The sequence below is a fragment of the Sphingomonas sp. Leaf5 genome, from assembly GCF_001421155.1.
Taxonomy (GTDB): Bacteria; Pseudomonadota; Alphaproteobacteria; order Sphingomonadales; family Sphingomonadaceae; genus Sphingomonas.
The window spans coordinates 117,450-140,670 of the sequence record NZ_LMJZ01000003.1; the positions used below are offsets into that span (position 1 = coordinate 117,450).

23 protein-coding genes are annotated in these 23,221 nt (G+C 65.6%); 18 read left to right on the forward strand and 5 right to left on the reverse strand.

What is annotated here, in order from left to right; all coding sequences use genetic code 11:
- Positions 1 to 36: 36 nt before the first annotated feature.
- The 3 genes from ASE50_RS04755 to ASE50_RS04765 are packed head-to-tail and all read right to left on the reverse strand — an operon-like array spanning position 37 to position 1,216.
- Positions 37 to 576: a hypothetical protein gene (locus ASE50_RS04755; RefSeq protein WP_156347300.1), complete on the reverse strand. Its 540-nt coding sequence runs from the start codon at positions 574 to 576 to the stop codon at positions 37 to 39.
- Positions 528 to 938, reverse strand: coding sequence for a DUF2147 domain-containing protein (locus ASE50_RS04760; RefSeq protein WP_056396354.1), 411 nt, complete (start codon positions 936 to 938; stop codon positions 528 to 530). The genes ASE50_RS04755 and ASE50_RS04760 overlap by 49 nt, the downstream gene beginning before the upstream one ends.
- Entirely contained in the window at positions 935 to 1,216 is a 282-nt protein-coding gene (locus ASE50_RS04765) for an ETC complex I subunit (protein WP_056396358.1), read from the reverse strand. Before ASE50_RS04765 ends, ASE50_RS04760 begins: the two co-directional genes overlap by 4 nt.
- A gap of 298 nt (positions 1,217 to 1,514) precedes the next feature.
- Here ASE50_RS04765 and mdh point away from each other — a divergent pair, with 298 nt between their 5' ends.
- The 9 genes from mdh to ASE50_RS04810 all read left to right on the forward strand — a co-directional run bounded on the left by mdh (position 1,515) and on the right by ASE50_RS04810 (position 13,074).
- Positions 1,515 to 2,477, forward strand: a complete 963-nt coding sequence (gene mdh, locus ASE50_RS04770; protein ID WP_056396360.1) for a malate dehydrogenase — start codon at positions 1,515 to 1,517, stop codon at positions 2,475 to 2,477.
- A 62-nt stretch (positions 2,478 to 2,539) separates the two neighbouring features.
- Entirely contained in the window at positions 2,540 to 2,839 is a 300-nt protein-coding gene (locus ASE50_RS04775) for a GIY-YIG nuclease family protein (protein WP_056396363.1), read from the forward strand.
- Between the two features lie 52 nt (positions 2,840 to 2,891).
- Positions 2,892 to 3,776, forward strand: a complete 885-nt coding sequence (sucD, locus tag ASE50_RS04780) for a succinate--CoA ligase subunit alpha (RefSeq protein ID WP_056396365.1) — start codon at positions 2,892 to 2,894, stop codon at positions 3,774 to 3,776.
- 76 nt (positions 3,777 to 3,852) lie between these two features.
- Positions 3,853 to 6,825, forward strand: a complete 2,973-nt coding sequence (locus tag ASE50_RS04785) for a 2-oxoglutarate dehydrogenase E1 component (protein WP_082438799.1) — start codon at positions 3,853 to 3,855, stop codon at positions 6,823 to 6,825.
- Positions 6,826 to 6,867: 42 nt separating this feature from the next.
- Positions 6,868 to 8,130 carry a 2-oxoglutarate dehydrogenase complex dihydrolipoyllysine-residue succinyltransferase gene (gene odhB, locus ASE50_RS04790; RefSeq protein WP_056396370.1) on the forward strand — a complete coding sequence of 421 codons (1,263 nt, stop codon included), beginning with the start codon at positions 6,868 to 6,870 and terminating at the stop codon, positions 8,128 to 8,130.
- Between the two features lie 23 nt (positions 8,131 to 8,153).
- Complete coding sequence (locus ASE50_RS04795; RefSeq protein ID WP_056396374.1) at positions 8,154 to 8,645, forward strand: DUF1877 family protein; 492 nt, start codon at positions 8,154 to 8,156, stop codon at positions 8,643 to 8,645.
- Between the two features lie 17 nt (positions 8,646 to 8,662).
- Complete coding sequence (lpdA, locus tag ASE50_RS04800; RefSeq protein WP_056396376.1) at positions 8,663 to 10,063, forward strand: dihydrolipoyl dehydrogenase; 1,401 nt, start codon at positions 8,663 to 8,665, stop codon at positions 10,061 to 10,063.
- 288 nt (positions 10,064 to 10,351) lie between these two features.
- A complete protein-coding gene (locus ASE50_RS04805) occupies positions 10,352 to 11,872 on the forward strand; it encodes a CpaF family protein (RefSeq protein ID WP_056396379.1) in 1,521 nt (506 codons plus the stop codon).
- Positions 11,873 to 11,904: 32 nt separating this feature from the next.
- Positions 11,905 to 13,074 carry an aspartyl protease family protein gene (locus ASE50_RS04810; RefSeq protein ID WP_056396382.1) on the forward strand — a complete coding sequence of 390 codons (1,170 nt, stop codon included), beginning with the start codon at positions 11,905 to 11,907 and terminating at the stop codon, positions 13,072 to 13,074.
- A 61-nt stretch (positions 13,075 to 13,135) separates the two neighbouring features.
- On the opposite strand, the gene ASE50_RS04815 is transcribed toward ASE50_RS04810, so the two are convergent.
- Positions 13,136 to 13,327: a hypothetical protein gene (locus ASE50_RS04815; RefSeq protein WP_056001183.1), complete on the reverse strand. Its 192-nt coding sequence runs from the start codon at positions 13,325 to 13,327 to the stop codon at positions 13,136 to 13,138.
- 26 nt (positions 13,328 to 13,353) lie between these two features.
- Here ASE50_RS04815 and ASE50_RS04820 point away from each other — a divergent pair, with 26 nt between their 5' ends.
- On the forward strand, positions 13,354 to 14,154 hold the full coding sequence (locus ASE50_RS04820) for a class I SAM-dependent methyltransferase (protein WP_056396385.1): 801 nt from the start codon (positions 13,354 to 13,356) through the stop codon (positions 14,152 to 14,154).
- A gap of 186 nt (positions 14,155 to 14,340) precedes the next feature.
- Here ASE50_RS04820 and phaR read toward each other — a convergent pair whose 3' ends face one another.
- Positions 14,341 to 14,922 carry a polyhydroxyalkanoate synthesis repressor PhaR gene (gene phaR, locus ASE50_RS04825; protein ID WP_056396389.1) on the reverse strand — a complete coding sequence of 194 codons (582 nt, stop codon included), beginning with the start codon at positions 14,920 to 14,922 and terminating at the stop codon, positions 14,341 to 14,343.
- A gap of 91 nt (positions 14,923 to 15,013) precedes the next feature.
- On the opposite strand from phaR, the gene ASE50_RS04830 reads away from it, so the two are divergent.
- The 8 genes from ASE50_RS04830 to ASE50_RS04865 all read left to right on the forward strand — a co-directional run bounded on the left by ASE50_RS04830 (position 15,014) and on the right by ASE50_RS04865 (position 23,208).
- On the forward strand, positions 15,014 to 16,003 hold the full coding sequence (locus ASE50_RS04830; RefSeq protein WP_056396392.1) for an alpha/beta fold hydrolase: 990 nt from the start codon (positions 15,014 to 15,016) through the stop codon (positions 16,001 to 16,003).
- A 29-nt stretch (positions 16,004 to 16,032) separates the two neighbouring features.
- A complete protein-coding gene (locus ASE50_RS04835) occupies positions 16,033 to 17,205 on the forward strand; it encodes an acetyl-CoA C-acetyltransferase (protein ID WP_056396395.1) in 1,173 nt (390 codons plus the stop codon).
- A gap of 228 nt (positions 17,206 to 17,433) precedes the next feature.
- Positions 17,434 to 17,967, forward strand: coding sequence for a TonB-dependent receptor plug domain-containing protein (locus ASE50_RS04840; protein WP_056396397.1), 534 nt, complete (start codon positions 17,434 to 17,436; stop codon positions 17,965 to 17,967).
- Between the two features lie 218 nt (positions 17,968 to 18,185).
- The gene (locus ASE50_RS04845; protein ID WP_056396400.1) at positions 18,186 to 20,630 is read left to right on the forward strand and encodes a TonB-dependent receptor domain-containing protein; all 2,445 of its coding nucleotides are present in this window, start codon (positions 18,186 to 18,188) and stop codon (positions 20,628 to 20,630) included.
- A gap of 116 nt (positions 20,631 to 20,746) precedes the next feature.
- Positions 20,747 to 22,027: a glutamate-5-semialdehyde dehydrogenase gene (locus tag ASE50_RS04850; RefSeq protein ID WP_200909478.1), complete on the forward strand. Its 1,281-nt coding sequence runs from the start codon at positions 20,747 to 20,749 to the stop codon at positions 22,025 to 22,027.
- A gap of 31 nt (positions 22,028 to 22,058) precedes the next feature.
- Positions 22,059 to 22,310 (forward strand): CopG family ribbon-helix-helix protein, encoded by a 252-nt coding sequence (locus ASE50_RS04855; protein ID WP_056396406.1) that lies wholly within the window; start codon positions 22,059 to 22,061, stop codon positions 22,308 to 22,310.
- A complete protein-coding gene (locus ASE50_RS04860) occupies positions 22,307 to 22,588 on the forward strand; it encodes a type II toxin-antitoxin system RelE/ParE family toxin (RefSeq protein WP_056396409.1) in 282 nt (93 codons plus the stop codon). Before ASE50_RS04855 ends, ASE50_RS04860 begins: the two co-directional genes overlap by 4 nt.
- On the forward strand, positions 22,585 to 23,208 hold the full coding sequence (locus tag ASE50_RS04865) for a nicotinate-nucleotide adenylyltransferase (protein ID WP_056396414.1): 624 nt from the start codon (positions 22,585 to 22,587) through the stop codon (positions 23,206 to 23,208). The genes ASE50_RS04860 and ASE50_RS04865 overlap by 4 nt, the downstream gene beginning before the upstream one ends.
- Positions 23,209 to 23,221: the final 13 nt, after the last annotated feature.

Below are 23,221 nucleotides of genomic sequence, written 5' to 3' on the forward strand. Positions count from 1 at the left end.
ACTGCAGGCCAACCACCATGGCCGGCGGCAATCCTGTCAAGGCTCCGCGCAGACCGTCCCGCCCATCGAAATCAGGGTCGGCAGTCCACTGGCACGATGATCCATCAGCGCCCATTCGGGACCGCCCGCTTCCGCCGCAAACGACACGACGTACAAATCGTCCGACAAGACCACCTGCAATTCCGGCAAGCGCCCGAACGTCGTGACATCCAGAACGTCCTTACCGAGCAACCGGTTCAGCGAAGCGTCGATGACGGCATCCTCGCTTGAGCTGCCCGACAATATCCGCTGGCCATGCTCGATCCGCCATGTCCGTTCGATCATCAGCGACAACTCGCCATCGGGATTATTGGCCGGCGATCCATCCCTGCGCAACTTCGGCGTAAGTACGCCGAACTCGACCATGATCGCCGTGCCATGGCCCCGCCAGACGTGCGAAAGCGGCCGTTCAATCAACGCCGCCCGGTACTGCTCCAGTATCTGGTCGCCGTTCATTCTGGGAATTCGCACGGTATCGATACCGTTCCCTACCCCACGGGCTTCCACAACTGCGTCTGGCAGATGAAGGCGATACATCCCTGCACCTTCAGCGAGCCGTCGCCGTTGCGCGACACGATCGACTTGTAGCTCTTGCCGTTGCGCGGGTCGTAGATGCGGCCGCGCCAGTCCTTGCCGCCGTCGGTGAAGCCGCTCAGGATCGGCATCCCCAGAACGGGCCGCGAGCGCAGCGCCGGATCGCTGTTGTTGACGTCGGTCTTGGGCGCGTTCGGCTCGGACTTCAGGATACGGACCAGCCTGCCGCAGACGGTCGCGCCGCAGCGGCCGATCTCGATCACGCCCGATCCGTCCTCGGTCACATATCGCCCGGCGATCGGTGTCGCCGCCAACGCGGGCACGGCCAGCAGCATCGCGCCGGCGACGAACGAAGTGCGAATCATTTGAAGTTGTCCGCATAGGCTTGCAGCTTCAACTTGCGCTCGGGGGCCGGCACGACATGAAAGTCGATCCCTTCGCGCGTGGCGTAATCGGTCGCGGCGTCGAGCGACGGAAAGCGCAGCTTGACCTGCTCGCGCGTATCGCCCGACCCTGCCCAACCGGTCAGCGGATCGGCCTGTTTCGGCTCGGCCGGCTCGAATTCGAGCATCCAGATCTGCGTCTTGGCACGACCCGACTGCATCGCGTTCTTCGGGTACTGATAGATACGGGCATTGGGCATCGACGAAACCTTAGCAATCGGAATTCCACGCCTGCATAGCAAAGCCCACGCCGGTTGCCAGCAGAGTCGCACGCCGGACCGCCACGAATCGCGGTTTGTTGCCCCGCCCGGTCGCGATAACGGCAGATTTTCAGCGCTTGTTTGGCAAGAAGCCCGATTTTCCGGCCGGAATGCACTCTATTGCATTTGCGATCTATTATCATTAAGGCGTGCTTTAGGGTTGTTTCTCGTTGGAAAACACCGTACAGCGCCCCCGTCGCGGCAGGACCGCGCCCGACTTGCTACGGAGAGAGACGTCTTGGCTCGCAAGAAGATCGCGCTGATCGGCGCTGGCAACATCGGCGGCACGCTCGCCCACCTCGCTGCCCTTAAGGGGCTGGGTGACATCGTTCTGTTCGACGTCGTCGAAGGCGTGCCGCAGGGCAAGGCGCTCGACCTGTCGCAGTGCGGACCCGTCGAAGGGTTCGATGCGAAGATCATCGGCAGCAACGACTATGCCGACATCGCGGGCGCGGACGTCATCATCGTCACCGCCGGCGTCGCACGCAAGCCGGGCATGAGCCGCGACGACCTGCTCGGCATCAACCTGAAGGTGATGAAGGCCGTCGGCGAGGGCATCAAGAACAACGCCCCCGACGCCTTCGTCATCTGCATCACCAACCCGCTCGACGCGATGGTGTGGGCGCTGCGCGAATTCAGCGGCCTGCCGCACCACATGGTCGTCGGCATGGCCGGCGTGCTCGACAGCGCGCGCTTCAGCCACTTCCTCGCCGACGAGTTCGAGGTGTCGGTCAAGGACGTGACCAGCTTCGTGCTCGGCGGCCACGGCGACACGATGGTCCCGGTCATCTCCTATTCGACCGTGTCGGGCATCCCCGTTCCCGACCTCATCAAGATGGGTCGTTCGACGCAGGAAAAGATCGACGCGATCGTCAAGCGTACCCGCGGCGGCGGCGGCGAGATCGTCGCGCTGCTCAAGACCGGCTCGGCCTATTATGCGCCCGCGACCAGCGGCATCGCGATGGCCGAGGCGTATCTGTACGACCAGAAGCGCGTGCTGCCCGCCGCCGCCTATGTCGATGGCCAGTACGGCGTGAACGACCTGTACGTCGGCGTGCCGGTGGTGATCGGTGCCGGCGGCGTCGAGCAGATCGTCGAGATCGCGCTGGACGACGAAGCCAAGGCGAACCTCACCGTCTCGGTCGACGCGGTCAAGGAACTGCTGGTCGCCTGCAAGGGCATCGACGAGACGTTGGCGTAAGTCCTTTGTCCGCAACCCGACCGCACCCCGGCGAAGGCCGGGGTCCAGTTGGGTGAAGGCCAATGATCGGACGAAACGCCTTGGTCTATATCATGGCCAGCGGGCGCAACGGCACGATCTATATTGGATCGACCAGTGATCTGGTGAAGCGCATCTTCGATCACCGTACCGGGATGGTCGATGGCTTCACCAAAGAACGACATTGTCATCGCCTCGTCTGGTACGAGGTGCATGACGACATCAATTCCGCCCGCCTGCGCGAGCGGCAAATGAAGGAATGGAAGCGAGCCTGGAAACTGCGCGAGATCGAAGGCTTCAATCCCGACTGGGATGACCTGTACGATCGGATCGCACGACCATGACCGACTTCGCAACTGGACCCCGGCCTTCGCCGGGGTACGCTGGAGCAGACGCATGAGCATCCTCGTCAACAAGAACACCAAGGTCATCACCCAGGGGATGACCGGCGAAACCGGCAGCTTCCATACCAAGGCGGCGCTGGAATACGGCACGCAGATGGTCGGCGGCGTGACGCCGGGCAAGGGCGGCACCGAGCATCTCGGCCTGCCCGTCTACAACACCGTCGCCGAAGCCAAGTCGAAGACCGGTGCCGATGCCTCGGTCATCTATGTGCCGCCGCCCTTCGCTGCGGACTCGATCCTCGAAGCGATCGACGCCGAAATCCCGCTGATCGTCGCGATCACCGAAGGCATTCCGGTGCTCGACATGGTCAAGGTCAAGCGCGCGCTGTCGGGTTCGAAGTCGCGGCTGATCGGTCCGAACTGCCCGGGCGTGCTGACGCCGGGCGAGTGCAAGATCGGCATCATGCCGGGCTCCATCTTCAAGAAGGGTTCGGTCGGCGTCGTCTCGCGCTCGGGCACGCTCACCTATGAGGCGGTGTTCCAGACCTCGAACGCCGGCCTGGGTCAGACGACCGCCGTCGGCATCGGTGGCGATCCGGTCAACGGCACCAACTTCATCGACGTGCTGGAGCTGTTCCTGGCGGACGAGGCCACCCAGTCGATCATCATGATCGGCGAAATCGGCGGCGACGCGGAAGAACAGGCTGCGCAGTTCCTGATCGACGAATCCAAGCGCGGCCGCAAGAAGCCGATGGCCGGCTTCATCGCGGGCCGCACCGCTCCTCCGGGTCGTCGCATGGGCCATGCCGGCGCGATCGTGTCGGGCGGCAAGGGCGATGCGGAAAGCAAGATCGCGGCGATGGAAGCCGCCGGTATCAAGGTTGCGGCTTCCCCAAGCGAACTGGGTTCGACGCTGCTCGCAGTGCTGAACGGTTGAAGGTGACTTGCCCCGTGCGACCACCCGCACGGGGCACCGCCCGGTTCGACCGGGCAGAAGCGGACAGGATGTGACCATGGGCTACGAAGGCCAGGATTTCGACATCGCCGCCGGCGTCAGCCCGGCATTCGTGGAAACGCTCTATGGTCGCTACCGCGAGGACCCCTCGTCGGTCGATGCCGGCTGGCGTCAGTGGTTCGACGGGCTGGAGGGTGCGACCCAGCATCCCAGCTGGCAGAGCAAGCGCTGGCCGCTGACCGAGACCGACGCGCTGACCGCAGCGCTCGACCCGACGCAGATGGAGCCGGCCCCCAAGCCTGCCCGAGGCGGCAAGCCCGCCCCGGCCGCCGCTGCCGCGCCCGCGCCGAAGGTCGATGTCGCCAAGGCCGCCGGCGACGCGATCCGCGCGCAGTTGCTGATCCGCACCTATCGCGTGCGTGGTCACCTTGCCGCCAATCTCGATCCGCTGGGCCTCGCCCGTCGCGAACTGCCCGAGGATCTGCGTACCGAATATCACGGCTTCTCCGATGCCGAGATCGACACGCCGGTCTATCTGGGCGGGACGCTCGGCCTCGAATGGGCGACCGTGCGCGAGATCGTCGACATCCTGCGCGCCAATTACTGCGGCAATGTCGGCCTCGAATATATGCACATCGCCGACGTGGAGGAGCGCAAGTTCCTGCAGGACCGGATGGAAGGCCGTGACAAGGCGATCCAGTTCACCCCCGAAGGCAAGAAGGCGATCCTCGCCAAGGTCATCGAGGCGGAACAGTGGGAGAAGTTCCTCGGCCGCAAATATGTCGGTACGAAGCGGTTCGGCCTCGACGGCGGTGAATCGATGATCCCGGCGCTCGAAGCGGTCATCAAGTACGGTGGCCAGCTCGGCGTGCGCGAGATCGTGTACGGCATGGCGCATCGCGGTCGCCTGAACGTGCTGACCAACGTCATGAACAAGCCGTTCCGCGTCCTCTTCCATGAATTCGCGGGCGGCAGCGCCAACCCCGACGATATCGGCGGTTCGGGCGACGTGAAGTACCACCTCGGCACCTCGACCGACCGCAGCTTCGACGACGTATCGGTCCACATGTCGCTGGTCGCCAACCCCAGCCACCTTGAAGCGGTCAATCCGGTCGTGCTCGGCAAGGTCCGCGCGCAGCAGACGTTCCGCGGCGATCTGGAAAAGCACGAACAGGTCCTGCCCGTCCTGATCCATGGCGACGCGGCATTCGCGGGCCAGGGGATCGTGTGGGAATGCCTCGGCTTCTCGGGCATCCGCGGCTACAATACCGGTGGCTGCGTCCACTTCATCATCAACAACCAGGTCGGCTTCACGACCTCGCCGCAATTCGCGCGCTCGTCGCCCTATCCGTCGGACGTGGCGAAGGGCGTGCAGGCACCGATCTTCCACGTCAACGGCGACGATCCCGAGGCGGTGACCTTCGCCACCAAGATGGCCATCGAATTCCGTCAGGCGTTCAAGCGCGACATCGTCCTCGATATGTGGTGCTATCGCCGCTTCGGCCATAACGAAGGCGACGAACCGTCCTTCACCCAGCCGCTGATGTACGCGAAGATCAAGGGCCACCCCGGCGTCAGCGACATTTATGGCAAGCGGTTGCAGGAAGAGGGCGTCATCGACGGCGACTTCGTCACCGCCAAGACCGCCGAATTCACCCAGCATCTCGAAGGCGAATTCGAAAACGCCAAGAGCTACAAGCCCAACCGCGCCGACTGGTTCGCCGGTCGCTGGTCGGGGCTGCATGCGCCGATGGATGCCGAAGGATCCCGCCGTTCGGTCGATACCGGTATCGAACAGAAGCTGTTCGACTCGCTGGGCCGCACGCTGACCACCGTTCCGGACAGCATCCAGGTCCACAAGACGCTGTCGCGCGTCCTCGACGCCAAGCGTGGCATGTTCGCGGGCGGCGAAGGCTTCGACTGGGCGACCGCCGAGGCACTGGCCTTCGGTTCGCTGCTGTCGGAAGGCTTCGGCGTCCGCCTGTCGGGGCAGGATTCGGGTCGCGGTACCTTCTCGCAACGCCATGCGGTGTGGGTCGACCAGACCGACGAGCACAAGTATGTGCCGCTCAACAATATCGAGCATGGCAGCTTCGAAGTGCTCGACAGCCCGCTGTCCGAATATGGCGTGCTCGGCTTCGAATATGGCTATGCGCTGGCCGATCCGAAGGCGCTGGTGATCTGGGAAGCGCAGTTCGGCGATTTCGCCAACGGTGCGCAGATCATGATCGATCAGTTCATCGCGGCGGGCGAAGCCAAGTGGCTGCGCGCCAACGGCCTCGTGCTGATGCTGCCGCACGGCTATGAAGGTCAGGGTCCGGAACACAGCTCGGCGCGTCTCGAACGCTTCCTGCAACTGTGTGCGGGCGACAATATGCAGGTCGCCAACGTCACGTCTCCGGCAAATCTTTTCCACCTGCTGCGCCGGCAGATGCATCGCAATTTCCGCAAGCCCCTGGTCATCATGACGCCAAAGTCGCTGCTGCGGCACAAGCTGGCGGTGTCGAAGACCGAGGACTTCCTGCCAGGCACCCATTTCAAGCGGTTGCTGTCCGATCCGGCCGCGCCGGCGGATGCGGACACGACCCGGCTGGTGCTGTGTTCGGGCAAGGTCGCGTTCGACCTGATCGAAGCACGCGATGCGGCGGGCGATACCGCGACGCAGATCGTCCGCGTGGAACAGATCTATCCGTTCCCGTCGGACGCGCTGGTCGAGCGGCTCAAGCGCCTGCCCAACCTGACCGACGTGGTCTGGGCGCAGGAAGAGCCGAAGAACAACGGTTCGTGGTTCCTCGTCGAACCGGCGATCGAGGAGGCACTGGCCGAGGCCGGTTCGCAGGTCGCGCGCGCCCGCTATGCCGGTCGTACCGCGGCGGCATCGCCCGCCACCGGCCTGATGAAGCGTCACCAGGCCGAACAGGGCGCGCTGGTCGCCGATGCGCTCGGCCACAATGTTCGCGACGAAATCCGCCGGACCCGTCAGTCCGAAAGCGCTGCCGCCGCCGAAAAGGTCGCCAAGGCCGCGTCGTAACCCAATGTGCTCGCCCCTGACGGGGCAGAGGAGGAATATCCGATGGCTACCGAAGTTCTGGTCCCGACCCTGGGCGAATCGATCACCGAAGCGACGCTGGGCGAATGGTTGAAGAAGCCCGGCGAGGCGGTCGCCGCCGACGAACCGATCGCCAGCCTCGAAACCGACAAGGTGTCGGTCGAGGTGCCCTCGCCGGTCGCCGGCGTCATGGGGCAGCATGCCGTGCAGCCCGGCGATACCGTGTCGGTCGGCGCGATGATCGCGACGATCGAATCGGGCGACGGTGCCGCCGCCGCGCCGAAGGCGGACGCGCCGAAGCAGGACGCCGCGCCGGCACCTGCCGCCGCCCCTGCCCCGGCCCCAGCGGCTGCACAGCAGGCCCCGGCCGGTGGCGAGAACAATGTCGACGCCGCCGCGCTGTCGCCGTCGGTGCGTCGCGCGATCCTCGAACACGGCGTCGATCCGGCCAAGGTCAAGGGGACCGGTCGCGACGGTCGCATCACCAAGGAAGACGTGGTCGCCGCCGCGGGTGACAAGTCGGCCGCTGCCGCGCCGGCCGCCGCGCCCGCTGCCGCCGCAGCGCCTGCCGCTAGCACCGCCCCGGCGCGCGGCGAGGAACGCGTGAAGATGACGCGCCTGCGCCAGACGATCGCCCGCCGCCTGAAGGAAGCGCAGGACACTGCCGCGCTGCTCACCACCTTCAACGACGTCGACATGACGGCGGTGATCGAGGCCCGCGCCAAGTACAAGGACCTGTTCGAAAAGAAGCACGGCGTTCGGCTGGGCTTCATGGGCTTCTTCGTGAAGGCCGCGACGATGGCGCTGAAGGACATTCCGTCGGTCAACGCATCGATCGAGGGCGATGAGATCGTATATCGCGACTATGCCGACATCTCGGTCGCCGTGTCGGCACCGGGCGGTCTGGTCGTTCCCGTGATCCGCGACGCCGACAAGCTGTCGGTCGCGGGCGTCGAAAAGACGATCGGCGATTTCGGCAAGCGCGCCAAGGACGGCACGCTGAAGATGGACGAGATGAAGGGCGGCACCTTCACCATCTCGAACGGCGGCGTGTTCGGTTCGCTGATGTCGACGCCGATCATCAACCCGCCGCAGTCGGCGGTGCTGGGCCTGCACCGGATCGAGGAACGCCCGGTCGTTCGTGACGGACAGGTCGTGGTGCGCCCGATGATGTATCTCGCGCTCAGCTACGACCATCGCCTGATCGACGGTCGCGAGGCGGTGACCTTCCTCGTCGCGCTCAAGAACGCGATCGAGGACCCGACCCGCCTGCTGATCGACCTGTAAGGGACGGGCGAGCACCGATGGGCATGGTGATCTATCTGCGTCGGGCCGGCGATGCCGACATCGACCGGCTGGTCGCCGACCCATCGGTGTTCGAGGACTTCCTGTTCGAGGAAGGCGTCGAGGATCTCGACTTCCTTGATCTGGGCGAGGCGTGGCACGCGGTCCATTATCTGCTGACCGGGTCGGCGGACGATATCGGCGACACGCTGGGCATCATCATCGCCGCGCTGCCCGAACTGGGTGCCGACGAGAATGGCGAGGGCGGGATCGGCCTGATCGCGCCGCCGCTGATGAAGGCGTTCGCCGATGCGCTCGACCGGCAGGACGATGCCGGCCTTGCCCGGCGCTTCGATCCGCGGGCAATGACGAAGGCCGATGTCTATATGGCGGAAACCTTCGGCAATGCCGATGCACTCGATTACGTGATGCGGGGAGTTCCGGCCCTGCGACAATTTGCGGCACAATGCCGCCGTACCGGCGACGGCGCGATCCGCGTGATCGCCCACAACGACTAGGACGGGATGTAAGACCAATGGCTGACTATGACTTCGATGTTCTCGTGATCGGTGCCGGCCCCGGCGGCTATGTCGCGGCGATCCGCGCGGCGCAGCTCGGGCTGAAGACCGCGTGCGCCGAAGGGCGCGAGACGCTAGGCGGTACCTGCCTGAACGTCGGGTGCATTCCGTCCAAGGCGCTATTGCATGCGTCCGAACTGTATGAGGAGGCCACCGGCGGCCACCTCGCCAAGTTCGGCGTCGAGATTCAGGGCGCGACGCTGAACCTCGACCAGATGCACGCCGAAAAGGCCAAGGCGGTCGGCGAGCTGACCGGCGGCATCGAATATCTGTTCAAGAAGAACAAGGTCGAATGGCTGAAGGGCTATGCGTCGTTCGAGAACGACCATAGCGTGAAGATCGGCGATCGCACCGTCACCGCGCGCGACATCGTCATCGCCACCGGGTCGAGCGTTACCCCGCTGCCGGGCGTGGCGGTCGACAACGACGCGGCGATCATCGTCGATTCGACCGGTGCCCTCGCACTGCCCAAGGTGCCCGAGCATCTGGTCGTGATCGGCGGCGGCGTGATCGGGCTGGAGCTGGGCAGCGTATGGCGTCGCCTGGGGGCGAAGGTCACCGTGGTCGAATATGCCGACCAGATCCTGCCCGGCTTCGACGGCGAGGTCCGCAAGGAATCGGCCAAGCTGTTCAAGAAGCAGGGCTTCGACCTGAAGACCTCGACCAAGGTCACCGGCGCATCGGTCGACGGCGGCACCGCGACGCTGACGGTCGAACCTGCCGCCGGCGGCGAAGCGACGACGATCACCGCCGACGCCGTGCTCGTGTCGATCGGTCGTCGCGCCAACACGGAACATCTGGCGCTCGACAAGGCCGGCCTGTCGGTCAACCAGCGCGGGCAGGTCGATATCGACGACGAATTCCGCACCAAGGTCGACGGCATCTGGGCGATCGGCGACGTGGTCCACGGACCGATGCTGGCGCACAAGGCCGAGGACGAGGGCGTTGCGGTCGCCGAGTTCATCGCCGGCCAGACCGGCATCGTGAACCATGACGTCATCCCGTCGGTCGTCTATACCATGCCCGAAATCGCCGGCGTCGGCCTGACCGAGGAAGCCGCCAAGGAAAAGGGCGAGGTGAAGATCGGCAAGTTCCCGTTCGCCGCCAACAGCCGCGCCAAGACCAACCGCGACACCGACGGCTTCGTGAAGGTCATTGCGGACGCCAAGACCGACCGCGTCGTCGGCGTGTGGATCGTCTCGTCGCTGGCCGGCACGATGATCGCGCAGGCGGCACAGGCGATGGAATTCGGCGCGACCAGCGAAGACATCGCCTATACCTGCCACGCACACCCGACCCATGCCGAGGCGCTCAAGGAAGCGGCGATGGCGGTGCAGGGCAAGCCGATCCACATCTGAACCATCCTTCGTCGTTCCCGCGCAGGCGGGAACCCATTACCGCCGACGCCCGGTAGTATCCGCAGACGTCGGGTGTATGGATTCCCGCCTTCGCGGGAATGACGACGGAGGCAGCGGCCGGCGTATCCTCGATCCAACCGTTGTCGGGCGGGGCATGGTGACATGCCTCGCCCTTCGCGCATCAGCCGTTCCGGACATGCTTAGGCAATTGTAAAAGCTTCCCCCCTAGCCTGTCGTCTGAGAATCAATGGGGTGGCGAGCGTGAACGCATTCGGGCGGCGGAGCGGCATGGGCGGAGCGGGCGGCGGCAGGCCGTCCTTCGGGGTGGCGCGGCCGATGCAGGGATCGGGACCGGCGCGCGCCGCCGATATCGACATGGGCTCGCAATTTCCACCGCTGACCCAGATACCGCTGTCGGGCGACGATTTCGCACCGATGCCCGGCGAACAGGCAGGCAGCCTGCCACAGGGAGTGGGCGATGCGATGCAGCGGCTTGCCGACCGGCAGGCATTGTCGGGCGAGGCCGGCAACAGCCGCGTCGAGGGGTTCGAATCCTCGATCCACCGGATCAAGGAACAGGTGTTGCCGCGCCTGCTCGAACGCGTCGATCCCGAAGCCGCCGCGACGCTCAACAAGGACGAGCTGGCCGAGGAATTCCGGCCGATCGTCGGGGAGGTGTTGGCCGAATTGAAGCTGACGCTGAACCGGCGCGAGCAGTTCGCGCTGGAAAAGGTGCTGGTCGACGAGTTGCTCGGCCTTGGACCGCTTGAGGAATTGCTGGCGGACCCGGCGATCAGCGACATCATGGTCAACGGACCGGAACAGACGTTCGTCGAGCGCAAAGGCAAGCTGGAGCTGGCCAATATCGCGTTTCGCGACGAAGAGCATCTGTTCCAGATCGCGCAGCGCATCTGCAACTCGGTCGGGCGGCGCGTCGACCAGACGACGCCGCTGGCCGATGCGCGGCTGAAGGACGGCAGCCGCGTCAACGTGATCGTGCCGCCGCTGAGCCTGAAGGGCACCGCGATCTCGATCCGGAAATTCTCGGCGAAACCGATCACCATCGACATGATGTCGGGCTTCGGATCGATGAGCAAGGAAATGGCGACCACGCTGAAGGTCGCAGGCGCCAGCCGGTTCAACGTCGTGATCTCGGGCGGCACCGGATCGGGCAAGACCACCATGCTCAACGCCCTGTCGAAGATGATTGACCCCGGCGAGCGCGTGCTGACGATCGAGGATGCCGCCGAATTGCGGCTGCAACAGCCGCACTGGCTGCCGCTGGAGACCCGCCCGCCCAACCTCGAGGGGCAAGGCGAGATCACCATCCGCGATCTGGTGAAGAACGCGCTGCGTATGCGCCCGGACCGGATCATCCTCGGCGAAATCCGTGGCAGCGAGTGTTTCGACCTGCTCGCGGCGATGAACACCGGTCACGACGGATCGATGGCGACGCTCCACGCCAACTCCCCGCGCGAATGCCTCGCGCGGATGGAGAACATGGTGATGATGTCGGACATCAAGGTGCCGAAGGAAGCGATCAGCCGCCAGATCGCCGACTCGGTCGACCTGATCGTACAGGTCAAGCGCCTGCGCGACGGTTCGCGGCGCGTCACCAACATCACCGAGGTGATCGGGATGGAAGGGCCGGTGATCGTGACGCAGGAGCTGTTCAAGTTCGAGTATCTCGACGAAAGCGCCGACGGCAAGATCATCGGTGAATATCGATCGATGGGGATGCGCCCCTATACGCTCGACAAGGCGCGGCAATATGGCTTCGATCAGGCGCTGCTGGAGGCCTGCCTGTAGCACTTGCGCGACCGTCGCCCTACATCCGGGCGGTGTTGCTCCGCCTGATCCTCGCGCTGCTGCTGTGCGCGCCCGCCATCGCCCGTGCGCAGGGCACGCTGTCCGCCGATGCCGAGGCGCGCTGGGTGCCCTTCACTTTGACCACCGCCAACCATCTGCGGTTCGCGATGACCGTCGACGGCGTCGCGGCGCAGGCGCTGCTCGACACCGGGCTCAACCATTCGGCGGTCAGCCGCGACTTCGCCCGCCGTGCGAAGCTGACCATCGATCCGCAGGGCGCAGCGGCGGGCGTGGCGCTGGGCGGTTCGATCCGCGTCGACTGGGCGGCGACCAAGTCGGTCGCGTTCGGCGCACTCGACCGCAGCGGCGGACGGGTGGCGGTAATCGACCTGCCCAAACTGCTCGCCAGCGCCTCGGGCGATGCCGATGTACTGGTCGGTACCGACCTGATCTCTCCGCATGCGCTCGACATCGATTTCGCCAACCGCCGGTTCCGCCTGTTGCCGAGCGGACGGATGCCGTTCACCGGCACCCGCGTGCCGCTGTCGGTCCAGTCGGGCAGCGGCCTGTATCTGACGCAGGCGATGCTGGCGAAGACGCGCCTCCGCCCGCTGCTGATCGATACCGGCGATGGCGGCGCGCTCAGCATTGCGCGGAGTGCATGGCGCACGGCCGCGATCAGGGGCGCGCGGGTCACGTCGACGATCGCCTATGGCGCGGGCGGGGTGGTCGATGCCGGGCTGACCGTCACCGACGCGGTGTCGCTGGGCGGGCAGCCGACCGGGCCGATCGAAGTGCGGATCGAGGCGGATGGCGGCTTTGCCAAACAGGTTCGCGTCGTCGGGCGGGTCGGCACCGGGCTGTTGCTGCGCTACCGCGTGCTGCTCGATCCCGGCGCGGGGCAGATGCTGTTGTCACCGAACCCCGACGCCCCGCCCGCGCCGCTCAAATCGACCAGCGGCCTGCTGCTGGGGTACGACCGGGCGCGGCTGCGCGTGCTGCACGTCATGGCCGGCGGTCCGGCGGCGAAGGCGGGGTGGAAGGCCAACGACCTGATCTGTCAGGTCGATGGACAGGCCGTGGCGCTGACGGCCAATGGCGGCGTCGACGTCCGCTGGGGCACCGATGCACCGGGACGGGTCGTGCGGCTGACGATGTGCGACGGCGCGGTACGCACGCTGACGCTGGCGCGCTTTTATTGAGCGGTGGCAGCGGGGGTGAACAGCGTGCCTTGCCCGGCGTCCGCCGGCCGGATATCGCGCGCTATTTCAGGGCCATCGCGACGCTGAACACCGCCAGCAGCACCGCGATCAACTGAACCAGCGTCCATGGCATCCAGCCGACGCGATCGGGATCGCGGCGCAGGGTACGGCGACGTTCCGCCAGCACTGACACCGCAAAGAGCATCGCCGCCACGCCCGCGATCGTCCATAACAGCCTGTGTGCGTCGTCCACCCGTTCCTCCCGTCAGGAGTTTTCCCATGCGTCGAACCGCCCTGTTCCTGCCAGTCCTAAGTACCGCGCTGGTCGCGCTGACCCCCGCCCCGGCGCAGGCCCCGCGCGGCCCGCTGGCCGCCGCGGTCGCATCGCCGCTGCGCGATCCGGCGAATACGGCACGCGACCGCTATCGCCATCCGGCCGAGACGCTGGCGTTTTTCGGGGTGAAGCCGACCGACACGGTCGTCGAAATCTGGCCGGGCAATGGCTGGTACACCGAAATCCTGGCACCGATGCTGCGCGAAAAGGGCCGGTATGTTGCCGCCGGCCCCTTGCCGCGCACCGCCGAGATGGTGGCGAAACTGCAAGCGCGCGATGCGACCGCGTTCGGCAAGGTGCAGACGATGGCCTTCCCCGCCGATGCCGGACAGGCCGGCGTGGCGGACGGCGTCGCCGACAAGGTGTTGACGTTCCGCAACGTCCACAACTGGCGCTTCGGCGGGGCCGATCAGGCGCAGGCGGCGTTCGACGCGATGTTCCGGATGCTGAAGCCCGGCGGCGTGCTGGGCGTGGTCGAGCACCGCCTGCCCGAGCGACGCGACGCCGCCGCCGAAGAGAAATCGGGATATATGAAGGAAAGCTCGGTCATCGCCTTTGCAACGAAGGCCGGGTTCAGGCTGGCCGGCAAATCGAACGTGAACGCCAACCCGAGGGATACCGCCGACTGGCCGCAAGGCGTGTGGACGTTGCCGCCGACCTATCGATTGAAGGACGTCGACCGCGCCAGATATGCCGCGATCGGCGAAAGCGACCGAATGACGCTGCGCTTCGTCAAGCCGAAGTAACGTTCATGGGGTGAGGGCCGTATCGCCCTCCCCCCTGCCGTTCGGTCCGGTTCGAGCCGCGATCGGACGACGTACCGCGCGCGCACCGGGAACGGGGTTTCGCAGGGTAGCCGTTCTTGGCGGACGCTTCCCGACAAGTTCGAACCCGACTGCGCGGGCGGGGCACCGAACGGCACCCCCGCCCGCTCATCCCAGCTTGTCGACCTTGTCCTGCAAGCGGGCAAGTTCGGCGCGCAGGGCGGCCATTTCATCGACCTTGACCGGCGTTTCGGTCGTGTTGGTCGCGGGCGTGGTTGCGCCGGGGGTACCGGGCGCACCGGGAGTACCCGGCTTGAACGCATGCGCCGCCGCTTCGAACATGGCGAGGTTGCGCTTGGCGATTTCCGCGAAGGGCGAATGGGCGAAGGCACCCTCGACCGCGGTCTTGAACTGTTCCTGATTCCGGCGGAAGCTGTCCATCGACGCCTCCAGATACCCCGGCACCATCGCCTGCATCGAATCGCCGTACAAGGTGATGAGTTGACGCAGGAAGCTGACCGGCAACAGCGTCTGCCCCCGGCTCTCCTCCTCCATAATGATCTGCGTCAGCACGTTATGGGTGATGTCGTCGTCGGTCTTCGCATCGACGACCTTGAAATCGCGATGCTCGCGCGTCATCGCTGCCAGATGCTCGAGCGTGATGTAGGACGAAGTCTCGGTATTATAGAGCCGACGATTGGCGTATTTCTTGATGATGACGGGGCTGCCGTCGGCCGCTGCCTTCTTCATGCGAAATCCTTGCGCGAAAGATGTTCCTATGGCTACACCGGTTGATACCGCGCCGCAACACGGCCCACGGCCTTTACCGTTGTTTCTCTCGATGTTGCGCAGCGAAACCGCCGACGATCCCGGCCGTCGCGCCCGCGCGCTGACGGGTCTGCGCGCCTATCAGGACGCGCCGCGCCTGCCGCGCGCGCCGATGGCCGAACCGGTCGCGCGCGACGGACGGATCGGGTTGCGCGATTATGGCGGGACCGGCCGTCCGGTGGTGGTGATCCCGTCGCTCATCAATCCGCCGTTCGTCCTCGACCTGTCGCCCGAAAACTCGCTGCTGCGCTGGTTGGCCGGACAGGGGTTGCGGGTGTTGCTGGTCGATTGGGGGACGCCCGCGCCCGACGATCGCGCGATGGACCTTGGGCGTCATGCGCAGGCGGCGGCGCGGCTGTGCGCGACGCTGGACGAACCGCCGCTGCTGGTCGGCTATTGCCTTGGCGGGACGATCGCGCTCGCCACGGCGGGGTTCGTGCCGGTGGCGGGCATCGCCCTGATTGCCACGCCGTGGCGTTTTGCGGGGTTCGACGATGCGACCCGCGCCGGCATCGCCGACCAATGGACCATGGCGCAGCCGACCGCCGAGCGGATGGGCCTCGTCCCGATGGAGTTTCTCCAGGCGATGTTCTGGCAACTCGATCCGGGGCGCACGGTCGACAAATATGTCGCCTTCGCCGATCTCGACCCGGCATCGGCCAAGGCGCAGGCGTTCGTCGCGCTGGAGGATTGGGCCAATGCCGGCGCGCCGCTCCCCTATGCGGCGGGGCGCGAATTGTTCGACGACCTGTTCGATGCCGATCTGCCCGGCACCGGACGCTGGCGGGTCGCCGATCGCATCGCCGCCGCCGACCACCCCGTGCCGATGGTCGAATTCGTCGCGGCGGACGACCGCATCGTTCCCGCCGCCAGCGCGATCGGCCTGCCCGACCGGCGGATCGTGCCCGCGGGCCATGTCGGCATGATCGTCGGCTCGCGCGGACGAAGCGTCCTGTGGGAACCGCTTGCGCACTGGCTATGCGACGGTTCGCGCACTAGATAGCGCGGGAACCTTTAGGAGAAGGATTGCCCATGACCGACGTCGTCATCGTTGCCGCCAAGCGTACCCCCGTCGGGAGCTTCCTCGGCGCTTTTGCCGCGGTGCCGGCGCACGAACTGGGACGGCAGGCGATCGCCGCCGCGCTGGATCAGGCCGGTGTCGCGCCGGCGGACGTATCGGAAGTGATCCTCGGCCAGGTGCTGACCGCCGCACAGGGCCAGAACCCGGCCCGGCAGGCGTCGATGGCGGCAGGCGTGCCGAAGGAAGTGCCGGCATGGAGCCTGAACCAGGTTTGCGGGTCGGGCCTGCGCGCGGTGGCACTGGCGGCACAGGCGATCCAGACCGGCGACGCGACGATCGTCGTCGCGGGCGGACAGGAGAGCATGTCGCTGTCGGCACATGCGGTGCAACTGCGCGCCGGGACCAAGATGGGTGACGGCACGATGGTCGACACCATGATCAAGGACGGCCTGACCGACGTCTTCAACGGCTATCACATGGGCATCACCGCCGAAAACCTTGCCGAGCAATATCAGGTCACCCGCGCCGAGCAGGACGAATTCGCCGTCCGTTCGCAGAACCGCGCCGAAGCCGCGCGCAGCGAAGGCCGCTTCGTCGACGAGATCGCCCCGGTGACGATCAAGGGCCGCAAGGGCGACACGGTGGTCGATCAGGACGAATATATCCGCGCCGGCGCGACCATCGACGGCGTGTCGGGCCTGCGTCCGGCGTTCAAGAAGGACGGTTCGGTGACCGCCGCCAACGCATCGGGCTTGAACGACGGTGCCGCCGCGCTGGTCGTGATGTCGGCCGACGAAGCCGCCAAACGCGGCCTCGAACCGCTCGCCACGATCAAGAGCTGGGCCACCGCCGGCGTCGATCCGTCGATCATGGGCATCGGCCCCGTCCCCGCCTCGCGCCGGGCGCTGGAAAAGGCCGGCTGGAGCGTCGACGACCTCGACCTGGTCGAGGCCAACGAAGCCTTTGCCGCACAGGCGCTGGCGGTCGGCAAGGACATGGGCTGGACCGCCGACAAGGTGAACGTGAACGGCGGCGCGATCGCGATCGGCCATCCGATCGGCGCATCGGGTGCCCGCGTGCTGACCACGCTGCTCTACGAAATGAAGCGCCGCGACGCGAAGAAGGGGCTGGCAACGCTGTGCATCGGCGGCGGCATGGGCATTGCGATGTGCGTCGAGCGGTGAAAGTGAAGTAACAAACTGTTGCTGCGTAGTATCATTATAACATTTATCATGTGGAACGTTGTTTAATATCACTGCTGCGCAGTACTGTTTCATTCATGTGGCATTCATGCAACTGTCGCGTACCTGTATTATATCGGTGCGCAGCCGCCCCTTGCATGGTATCCGATAATACATTTTCCTGTCCCAGTCGGACCGGTTTCATCCGGTACACATAACGGGGCCAAAATCATGAAAATCTACCGCTGGTTCGGCGCGACGGCGCTTGCGTCGTACGCGCTTATCCCTACCGCTGTCATTGCGCAGACGGCCGAAGCCGGCCGTCAGGCCGCCGCTACCGAAGCTTGCGATCCGGGCGATGCCGCCTGCCTTGCAGAAGCGCGCGTCGAAGAGGCGAACAACAGCGTCGACACGATCATCGTCACCGGGTCGCGTATTCGCAATCCGAACCTGACCTCGCCGGAACCGATCACAACGTTCAGTAGCGCGCAGCTTCGTGAACGCAACTTCACCAACGTCGCCGACGCGCTGAACGAACTGCCCGGCGTGCGTGGCAGCGTCACGCCGCAGGGCGGTCAGGGTTTTGGTCAGGGCACTAACTTCATCAACATCTTCAGCCTCGGCTCGAATCGTACCCTGACGCTCTACAATGGCCGCCGCTTCGTCAGCTCGAACGTCGCGACGATCTTCACCAATGCAGCTGCCGGTACGCAGGTCGACACCAACATCATTCCGAGCATCCTGTCGACAGCATCGATACCCTGAGCATAGGCGGCGCGCCGATCTATGGTTCGGACGCGATCGCCGGCACGATCAACATCACGCTGCGGTCGCGGTATGAAGGCCTCGAACTCAGTGCCACCAGCGGAATTTCGGAACAGGGCGACAACCAGAATCTGAACTTTTCGGGCATCGCGGGACGCAGCTTCCTCGACGATCGCCTGAACATCACCGTCGCCGCGTCGCACGACGATCTCAAGGGCATGGTCTACAACGACCGTGATTTCCTCCGCCGCCGCATCGGCGGGGCCACCAACCCATCGGCGGCGCAGTCCGCCACGCTGCGTCCGGGCGGGATCGTGCCGGGGGACGACGGTCGCCTAAACCCGAATTACGGTTTCAACAACAGCCCGACCGATGGTAATCCCGGCACGGTGTTGATCCGCAACGTCAACATCCCGTTCCTCACGCCGGGTGGCCTGATCACGGGCACCAACCTCGCAACCGGCAACGCCCTCAATCCGGCGGTCCCGTTCGGCGTGGCAACGTCCAACGGCCTGCAGTTCGCATCGAACGGCAACCTCGTGCCCTTCAATCAAGGCATCGTTTTCCCCGGCACGTCGGGATCGGGCGGCGACGGTTTCCGGTTTTCGGACTATACGCAGATCACGTCCGACCTGCGTCGTACGACGCTGAACGGCTTCATCACGTTCAAGGCCACCGACGATGTCGAACTGTTCGCGGAAGGGACCTATTTCAAATCCCGCGCCGACGAGCTCACCCAGCAGCCAACGTTCAACTCGTCGCTGTTCGGCGGGTTAAGCGCTCCGGTGAGCTACAGCGTCAACAATCCGTTCCTGAACGATCAGGCGCGGGCGCAGCTGACCTCGCGTGGCGTCACCACCTTCCAACTTTCGCGCGCATCGGACGACCTTGCCGATTTGACTGGGTACAACGAAACGGACGTCGCCTATGGTGTGGCCGGCATCCGCAGCACGTTCCGCTTCGCCGGCGGCGATTTCGATGCCGAGGTCTATGGCTCGTACGGCCGGACGCGCAGTAGTGACTATGGTCAGGATCTGAACGCGCAACGATTTATCAACGCGACGAATGTCGCGCGCGACGCCTCCGGCAACATCGTCTGCGCCACAGCCGCGACTCGTACCGGCGGCAACGGCTTCGCAGCCCCCGGCGGCACGCCAATTGCCGATTCGGCCTGCGTTCCGCTGAACCTGTTCGGTCGCGGTGCGGCATCGCAGGCGGCCCGGGCCTATGTCATCGAACAGTTCGTGACGCGCAGCCGTCAGGAACAGACGGTGTTCAACTCCAGCTTGTCGGGTACGACCGGCGACATCTATGGATCGGGCGGTATAGGCCTGAACGTCGGCTACGAATATCGTCGCGAAGCGGCGAGCTTCACGCCATCGGATTTCCAGCAGCAGGGCCGCGGCCGGTCGGTGCCGATCACCGCGCTGTCTGGCGCGTACGAGCTGAACGACATTTTCGGCGAAGTCGTCCTTCCGCTCGTCTCGCCACAGCTGGAATGGTCGTTCCTGCATCAGGTGCAGTTGACCGGACGTGGGCGATATTCGCACAACTCGATCAACGGTGGCTTCTTTGCCTATACCGGCGGTGCCAACGTCGCGCCGATTGAGGACGTCATGTTCCGCGGCACCTATACGCGGTCGTTCCGTTCGCCGGGTATCACCGAACTGTTCCTCCCGCAGGTCAACACTTTCTCGACCGTCCCAGATCTGTGCCAGCCGGCGAGCCGTAACAGCGGTCCTGCACCTGCGGTCCGTGCCGCAAATTGCGCGGCGTTCATCGCGGCATTCCCCGGCACCGACTTCAACACGCCGGACCCGGCGTCGCTGGCGACTGTTTTCGCTCGGTCGGGTGGCAATCCCAACCTCGAGAACGAAGAAGCCCGCAGTTTCAGCTACGGCGTCGTCCTCCAGCCGCGGTTCCTGCCCCGCTTCTCGGTCACGGCCGACTATATTAACATCTCGCTCCGTGGGCCGATCGCCAACCTGTCTGTCGCGCAAATCGTATCGGGCTGCTTCGACAACCCGTCGTTCAACGCTAGCGACGTGTTGAATGCCAACGGCTTCTGCTCGCAGGTTCTGCGCGATCCGACCACCGGGCGTGTAGTCAATAATCCGTCGACGCCGGCCGTCACCAGCGGGTTCGTGAACGGACAGCGTCTGGAAGTCAGCGGCATCCAAGGGACGCTGAACTATTCCTTGCCCATGTCCGGCGTCGGCATGAATGGGACGCTGAGCTTCGGCACCGACCTTACCTATGTCGATCGCCGTCTGAACGACATCACCGGCGTCGGTGCGGCCAATTCGCAGGGCGTCATCGGCGACCCGCAACTAGCCGGGCAGCTGCGCATCCGCTATGTCGAGCGGAACTTCGGTCTGAACACCACGGTCAACTTTGTCGGCCAGCAGTTGTTCAACCGCCTGAACCGCGCACAGGGCGTTGCCGGCAGCGGAACCGACGCCCGAGAACTGGACAAGCTTGACGCCTATGCGGTCGTCAACCTGGGCGTGTTCTTCGATCCAGCGGACAATTTCCGTTTCACGGTCGCGGTCAACAACCTGTTCAATCGTCAGGGTCAGGAATATTATGGCGAGCTACATCCCAGTTCGTACAACGACCTGATTGGCCGCCGCTTCAACGCGAGCGTCCGCGCCAACTTCTGATCCTCGGAAACGGGTTTCCGAAAATGAGGTCGCCTCCCTGTGAGGCGGCCCTTTTGTTGTTGCGCCGTCAACGTGACAAAGACCGCCTCGATCGTCACAGCTGTACAACCGCTGATATGAGAAGACCGGACATGACCACCGACCGATTGTTGCCTAGTCAGGAAATCGTAATGATGGGCCAGTCCGCCCGCACCGCTGCGCAGACGCTCGCCATCACGCCGACCACGCTCAAGGCCGCCGCGCTTCGTCACGCTGCCGCCGCGATCCGCGCGGACGGCCCCGCGATCCTCGCCGCCAATGCGCAGGACATTGCCGCGGCCGAAGCGAACGGCCTGTCGGGGGCGATGCTCGACCGGTTGCGACTCGACGCCGCCCGGCTCGAAGCTACCGCCGCCGGGGTCGAGGCGGTGGCCGGACTGCCCGATCCGGTCGGCGACGTCATCGACCGCGCCGAACGTCCCAACGGCCTCGTCCTCACCCGCGTGCGCGTGCCCATCGGCGTGATCGGGATCATCTACGAAAGCCGCCCCAACGTGACCGCCGATGCCGGGGCACTGGCGGTGATGGCGGGCAATGCGGCGATCCTGCGCGGCGGTAGCGAGGCGATCCATAGCAACCGCGCGATCCATGCGGCGATGGTCCGCGGGCTGGCGGCCGGCGGGTTGCCCGAAGGGGCGGTGCAACTGATCCAGACGACCGACCGGGCGGCGGTCGGGGCGATGCTGGCCGCCGAGGGGTTGATCGACCTCATCATCCCGCGCGGGGGCAAGAGCCTTGTCGCGCGGGTGCAGGCAGAGGCGCGGGTACCGGTGCTGGCGCATCTCGACGGGCTGAACCACAGCTATGTCGATCGCGCCGCCGATCCGGCGATGGCGCGGGACATCGTCGTCAATGCCAAGCTGCGTCGCACCGGCGTGTGCGGCGCGACCGAAACCCTGCTGATCGACCGGGGCTTTGCCGATCCGCTGCCGATCCTGACCGGGTTGCTCGACGCCGGCTGCGAATTGCGCGGCGATGCGGAGGTGCGGGCGCTGCACCCGGCGATCCTTGAGGCGAACGACGACGACTGGGACACCGAATATCTCGACGCGATCCTGTCGGTGAAGCTGGTCGACGGCGTCGACGCGGCGATCGCGCATATCGCGGCGCATGGATCGCATCATACCGACGCAATCATCACCGCCGACGAACCGACTGCCGACCATTTCCTCGCGCGGGTCGATTCGGCGATCGTGATGTGGAACGCCTCCACCCAGTTCGCCGATGGCGGCGAATTCGGGCTGGGCGCGGAGATCGGCATCGCTACCGGGCGGCTGCACGCACGTGGCCCGGTCGCGCTGGAGGGGCTGACCACCTACAAGTGGATCGTGCGCGGGACCGGTCAGACCCGGCCTTGATGACGGGGCTGGCGCGGCATAGGTTGCGGTGATGGAAATGCGACCGATCACCACCGCGATCGACGCGGCGACCGACGATGCGATCAGCCGCGTTGCGGCGGCGCGCGGTATTACCCGTGACGAGTTCGCCGCCGACGCGCTGCGCCGCGCGGTGCGTGCCGATGAGGAATTGGCGGCCTTCGTTCAAGTCGGGATCGATGCCGCCGATCGAGGCGAGTTGATTCCGCACGAGGTCGTGTTTGCCGAATTGAAGGAACGACGAAGGCGGCTCCGCGGCGGATGATCGGTATCGAGTGGTCGGCACCGGCCCGCGTTGATCTCGAAGCGATCGACGACAAGTTTCTGGCAATCGACACGGCGCTCGCCGATCGTATGATTGATAGGATCGAGCAGGCGGGCAAGTTCCTCCGCGAACATCCGGGTGCAGGGCCGGAGATTCTTTCGGGCACGGTTCGCAAATGGCGGGTCCGGGGGACGCCGTACCTCCTGTTCTACCGCATGCTACCCGACCGCGTCGAAATCCTGCGCATCCGGCATGATCGGGAGGATTGGGACGCATGAGCCGCATCGGCCTGCTCGGCGGATCGTTCAATCCCGCGCACAACGGCCATCGCCGGGTGTCGCTTGCCGCCAAACGCGCCCTGGCGCTGGATGAGGTGTGGTGGCTGGTATCGCCCGGCAACCCGTTGAAACCGGCCGCAGGCATGGCCCCGCTCGCCGCGCGGCTGGCGTCGGCGAGGCGGGTGGCACGCCATGCACCGATCCGGCCGACCGCGATCGAACGCCGGCTCGGCACGCGCTATACCGTCGATAGCTTACGCAAACTGGTGCGGCTATACCCGCAGCATCGCTTCATCTGGCTGATGGGGGCGGACAATCTGGCGGAGTTTCATCGTTGGCGCGACTGGCGCGGAATTGCGCGGACTGTGGCGATTGCGGTCGTCGCGCGTCCGGGCTATGACGGGCGCGCCCTCGCTAGTCCTGCGATGGGCTGGTTGCGGCGCCATGCGCGGCCCGCAGGCCAGGCGAGACGATGGACGATGTGGAGTTTGCCGGCGCTGGTCCGTTTACGCTTCCGCCCCGATCCGACTTCGGCGACCGCGATCCGCGCCGCCGATCCCGCTTGGCACCGTCGGGCAATTCCGCCCGTCCGGTCCGGTGCACAGGCCCCTGAAAGCTGACCCCCTTGCCGAC

Excerpts from the sequence above, each read along its gene's own strand:
- ASE50_RS04865 (WP_056396414.1), top strand. The coding sequence starts at position 22,585 with ATGAGCCGCATCGGCCTGCTCGGCGGATCGTTCAATCCCGCGCACAAC.
- ASE50_RS04755 (WP_156347300.1), bottom strand. The coding sequence starts at position 576 with ATGTATCGCCTTCATCTGCCAGACGCAGTTGTGGAAGCCCGTGGGGTA.
- ASE50_RS04845 (WP_056396400.1), top strand. The coding sequence starts at position 18,186 with ATGGTCTACAACGACCGTGATTTCCTCCGCCGCCGCATCGGCGGGGCC.
- ASE50_RS04835 (WP_056396395.1), top strand. The coding sequence starts at position 16,033 with ATGACCGACGTCGTCATCGTTGCCGCCAAGCGTACCCCCGTCGGGAGC.
- ASE50_RS04760 (WP_056396354.1), bottom strand. The coding sequence starts at position 938 with ATGATTCGCACTTCGTTCGTCGCCGGCGCGATGCTGCTGGCCGTGCCC.
- ASE50_RS04855 (WP_056396406.1), top strand. The coding sequence starts at position 22,059 with ATGGAAATGCGACCGATCACCACCGCGATCGACGCGGCGACCGACGAT.
- ASE50_RS04830 (WP_056396392.1), top strand. The coding sequence starts at position 15,014 with ATGTTGCGCAGCGAAACCGCCGACGATCCCGGCCGTCGCGCCCGCGCG.
- ASE50_RS04775 (WP_056396363.1), top strand. The coding sequence starts at position 2,540 with ATGATCGGACGAAACGCCTTGGTCTATATCATGGCCAGCGGGCGCAAC.
- ASE50_RS04840 (WP_056396397.1), top strand. The coding sequence starts at position 17,434 with ATGAAAATCTACCGCTGGTTCGGCGCGACGGCGCTTGCGTCGTACGCG.
- ASE50_RS04860 (WP_056396409.1), top strand. The coding sequence starts at position 22,307 with ATGATCGGTATCGAGTGGTCGGCACCGGCCCGCGTTGATCTCGAAGCG.
- sucD (WP_056396365.1), top strand. The coding sequence starts at position 2,892 with ATGAGCATCCTCGTCAACAAGAACACCAAGGTCATCACCCAGGGGATG.
- ASE50_RS04850 (WP_200909478.1), top strand. The coding sequence starts at position 20,747 with ATGAGAAGACCGGACATGACCACCGACCGATTGTTGCCTAGTCAGGAA.
- ASE50_RS04765 (WP_056396358.1), bottom strand. The coding sequence starts at position 1,216 with ATGCCCAATGCCCGTATCTATCAGTACCCGAAGAACGCGATGCAGTCG.
- ASE50_RS04805 (WP_056396379.1), top strand. The coding sequence starts at position 10,352 with ATGGGCGGAGCGGGCGGCGGCAGGCCGTCCTTCGGGGTGGCGCGGCCG.
- phaR (WP_056396389.1), bottom strand. The coding sequence starts at position 14,922 with ATGAAGAAGGCAGCGGCCGACGGCAGCCCCGTCATCATCAAGAAATAC.
- ASE50_RS04795 (WP_056396374.1), top strand. The coding sequence starts at position 8,154 with ATGGTGATCTATCTGCGTCGGGCCGGCGATGCCGACATCGACCGGCTG.
- ASE50_RS04820 (WP_056396385.1), top strand. The coding sequence starts at position 13,354 with ATGCGTCGAACCGCCCTGTTCCTGCCAGTCCTAAGTACCGCGCTGGTC.
- odhB (WP_056396370.1), top strand. The coding sequence starts at position 6,868 with ATGGCTACCGAAGTTCTGGTCCCGACCCTGGGCGAATCGATCACCGAA.
- lpdA (WP_056396376.1), top strand. The coding sequence starts at position 8,663 with ATGGCTGACTATGACTTCGATGTTCTCGTGATCGGTGCCGGCCCCGGC.
- ASE50_RS04785 (WP_082438799.1), top strand. The coding sequence starts at position 3,853 with ATGGGCTACGAAGGCCAGGATTTCGACATCGCCGCCGGCGTCAGCCCG.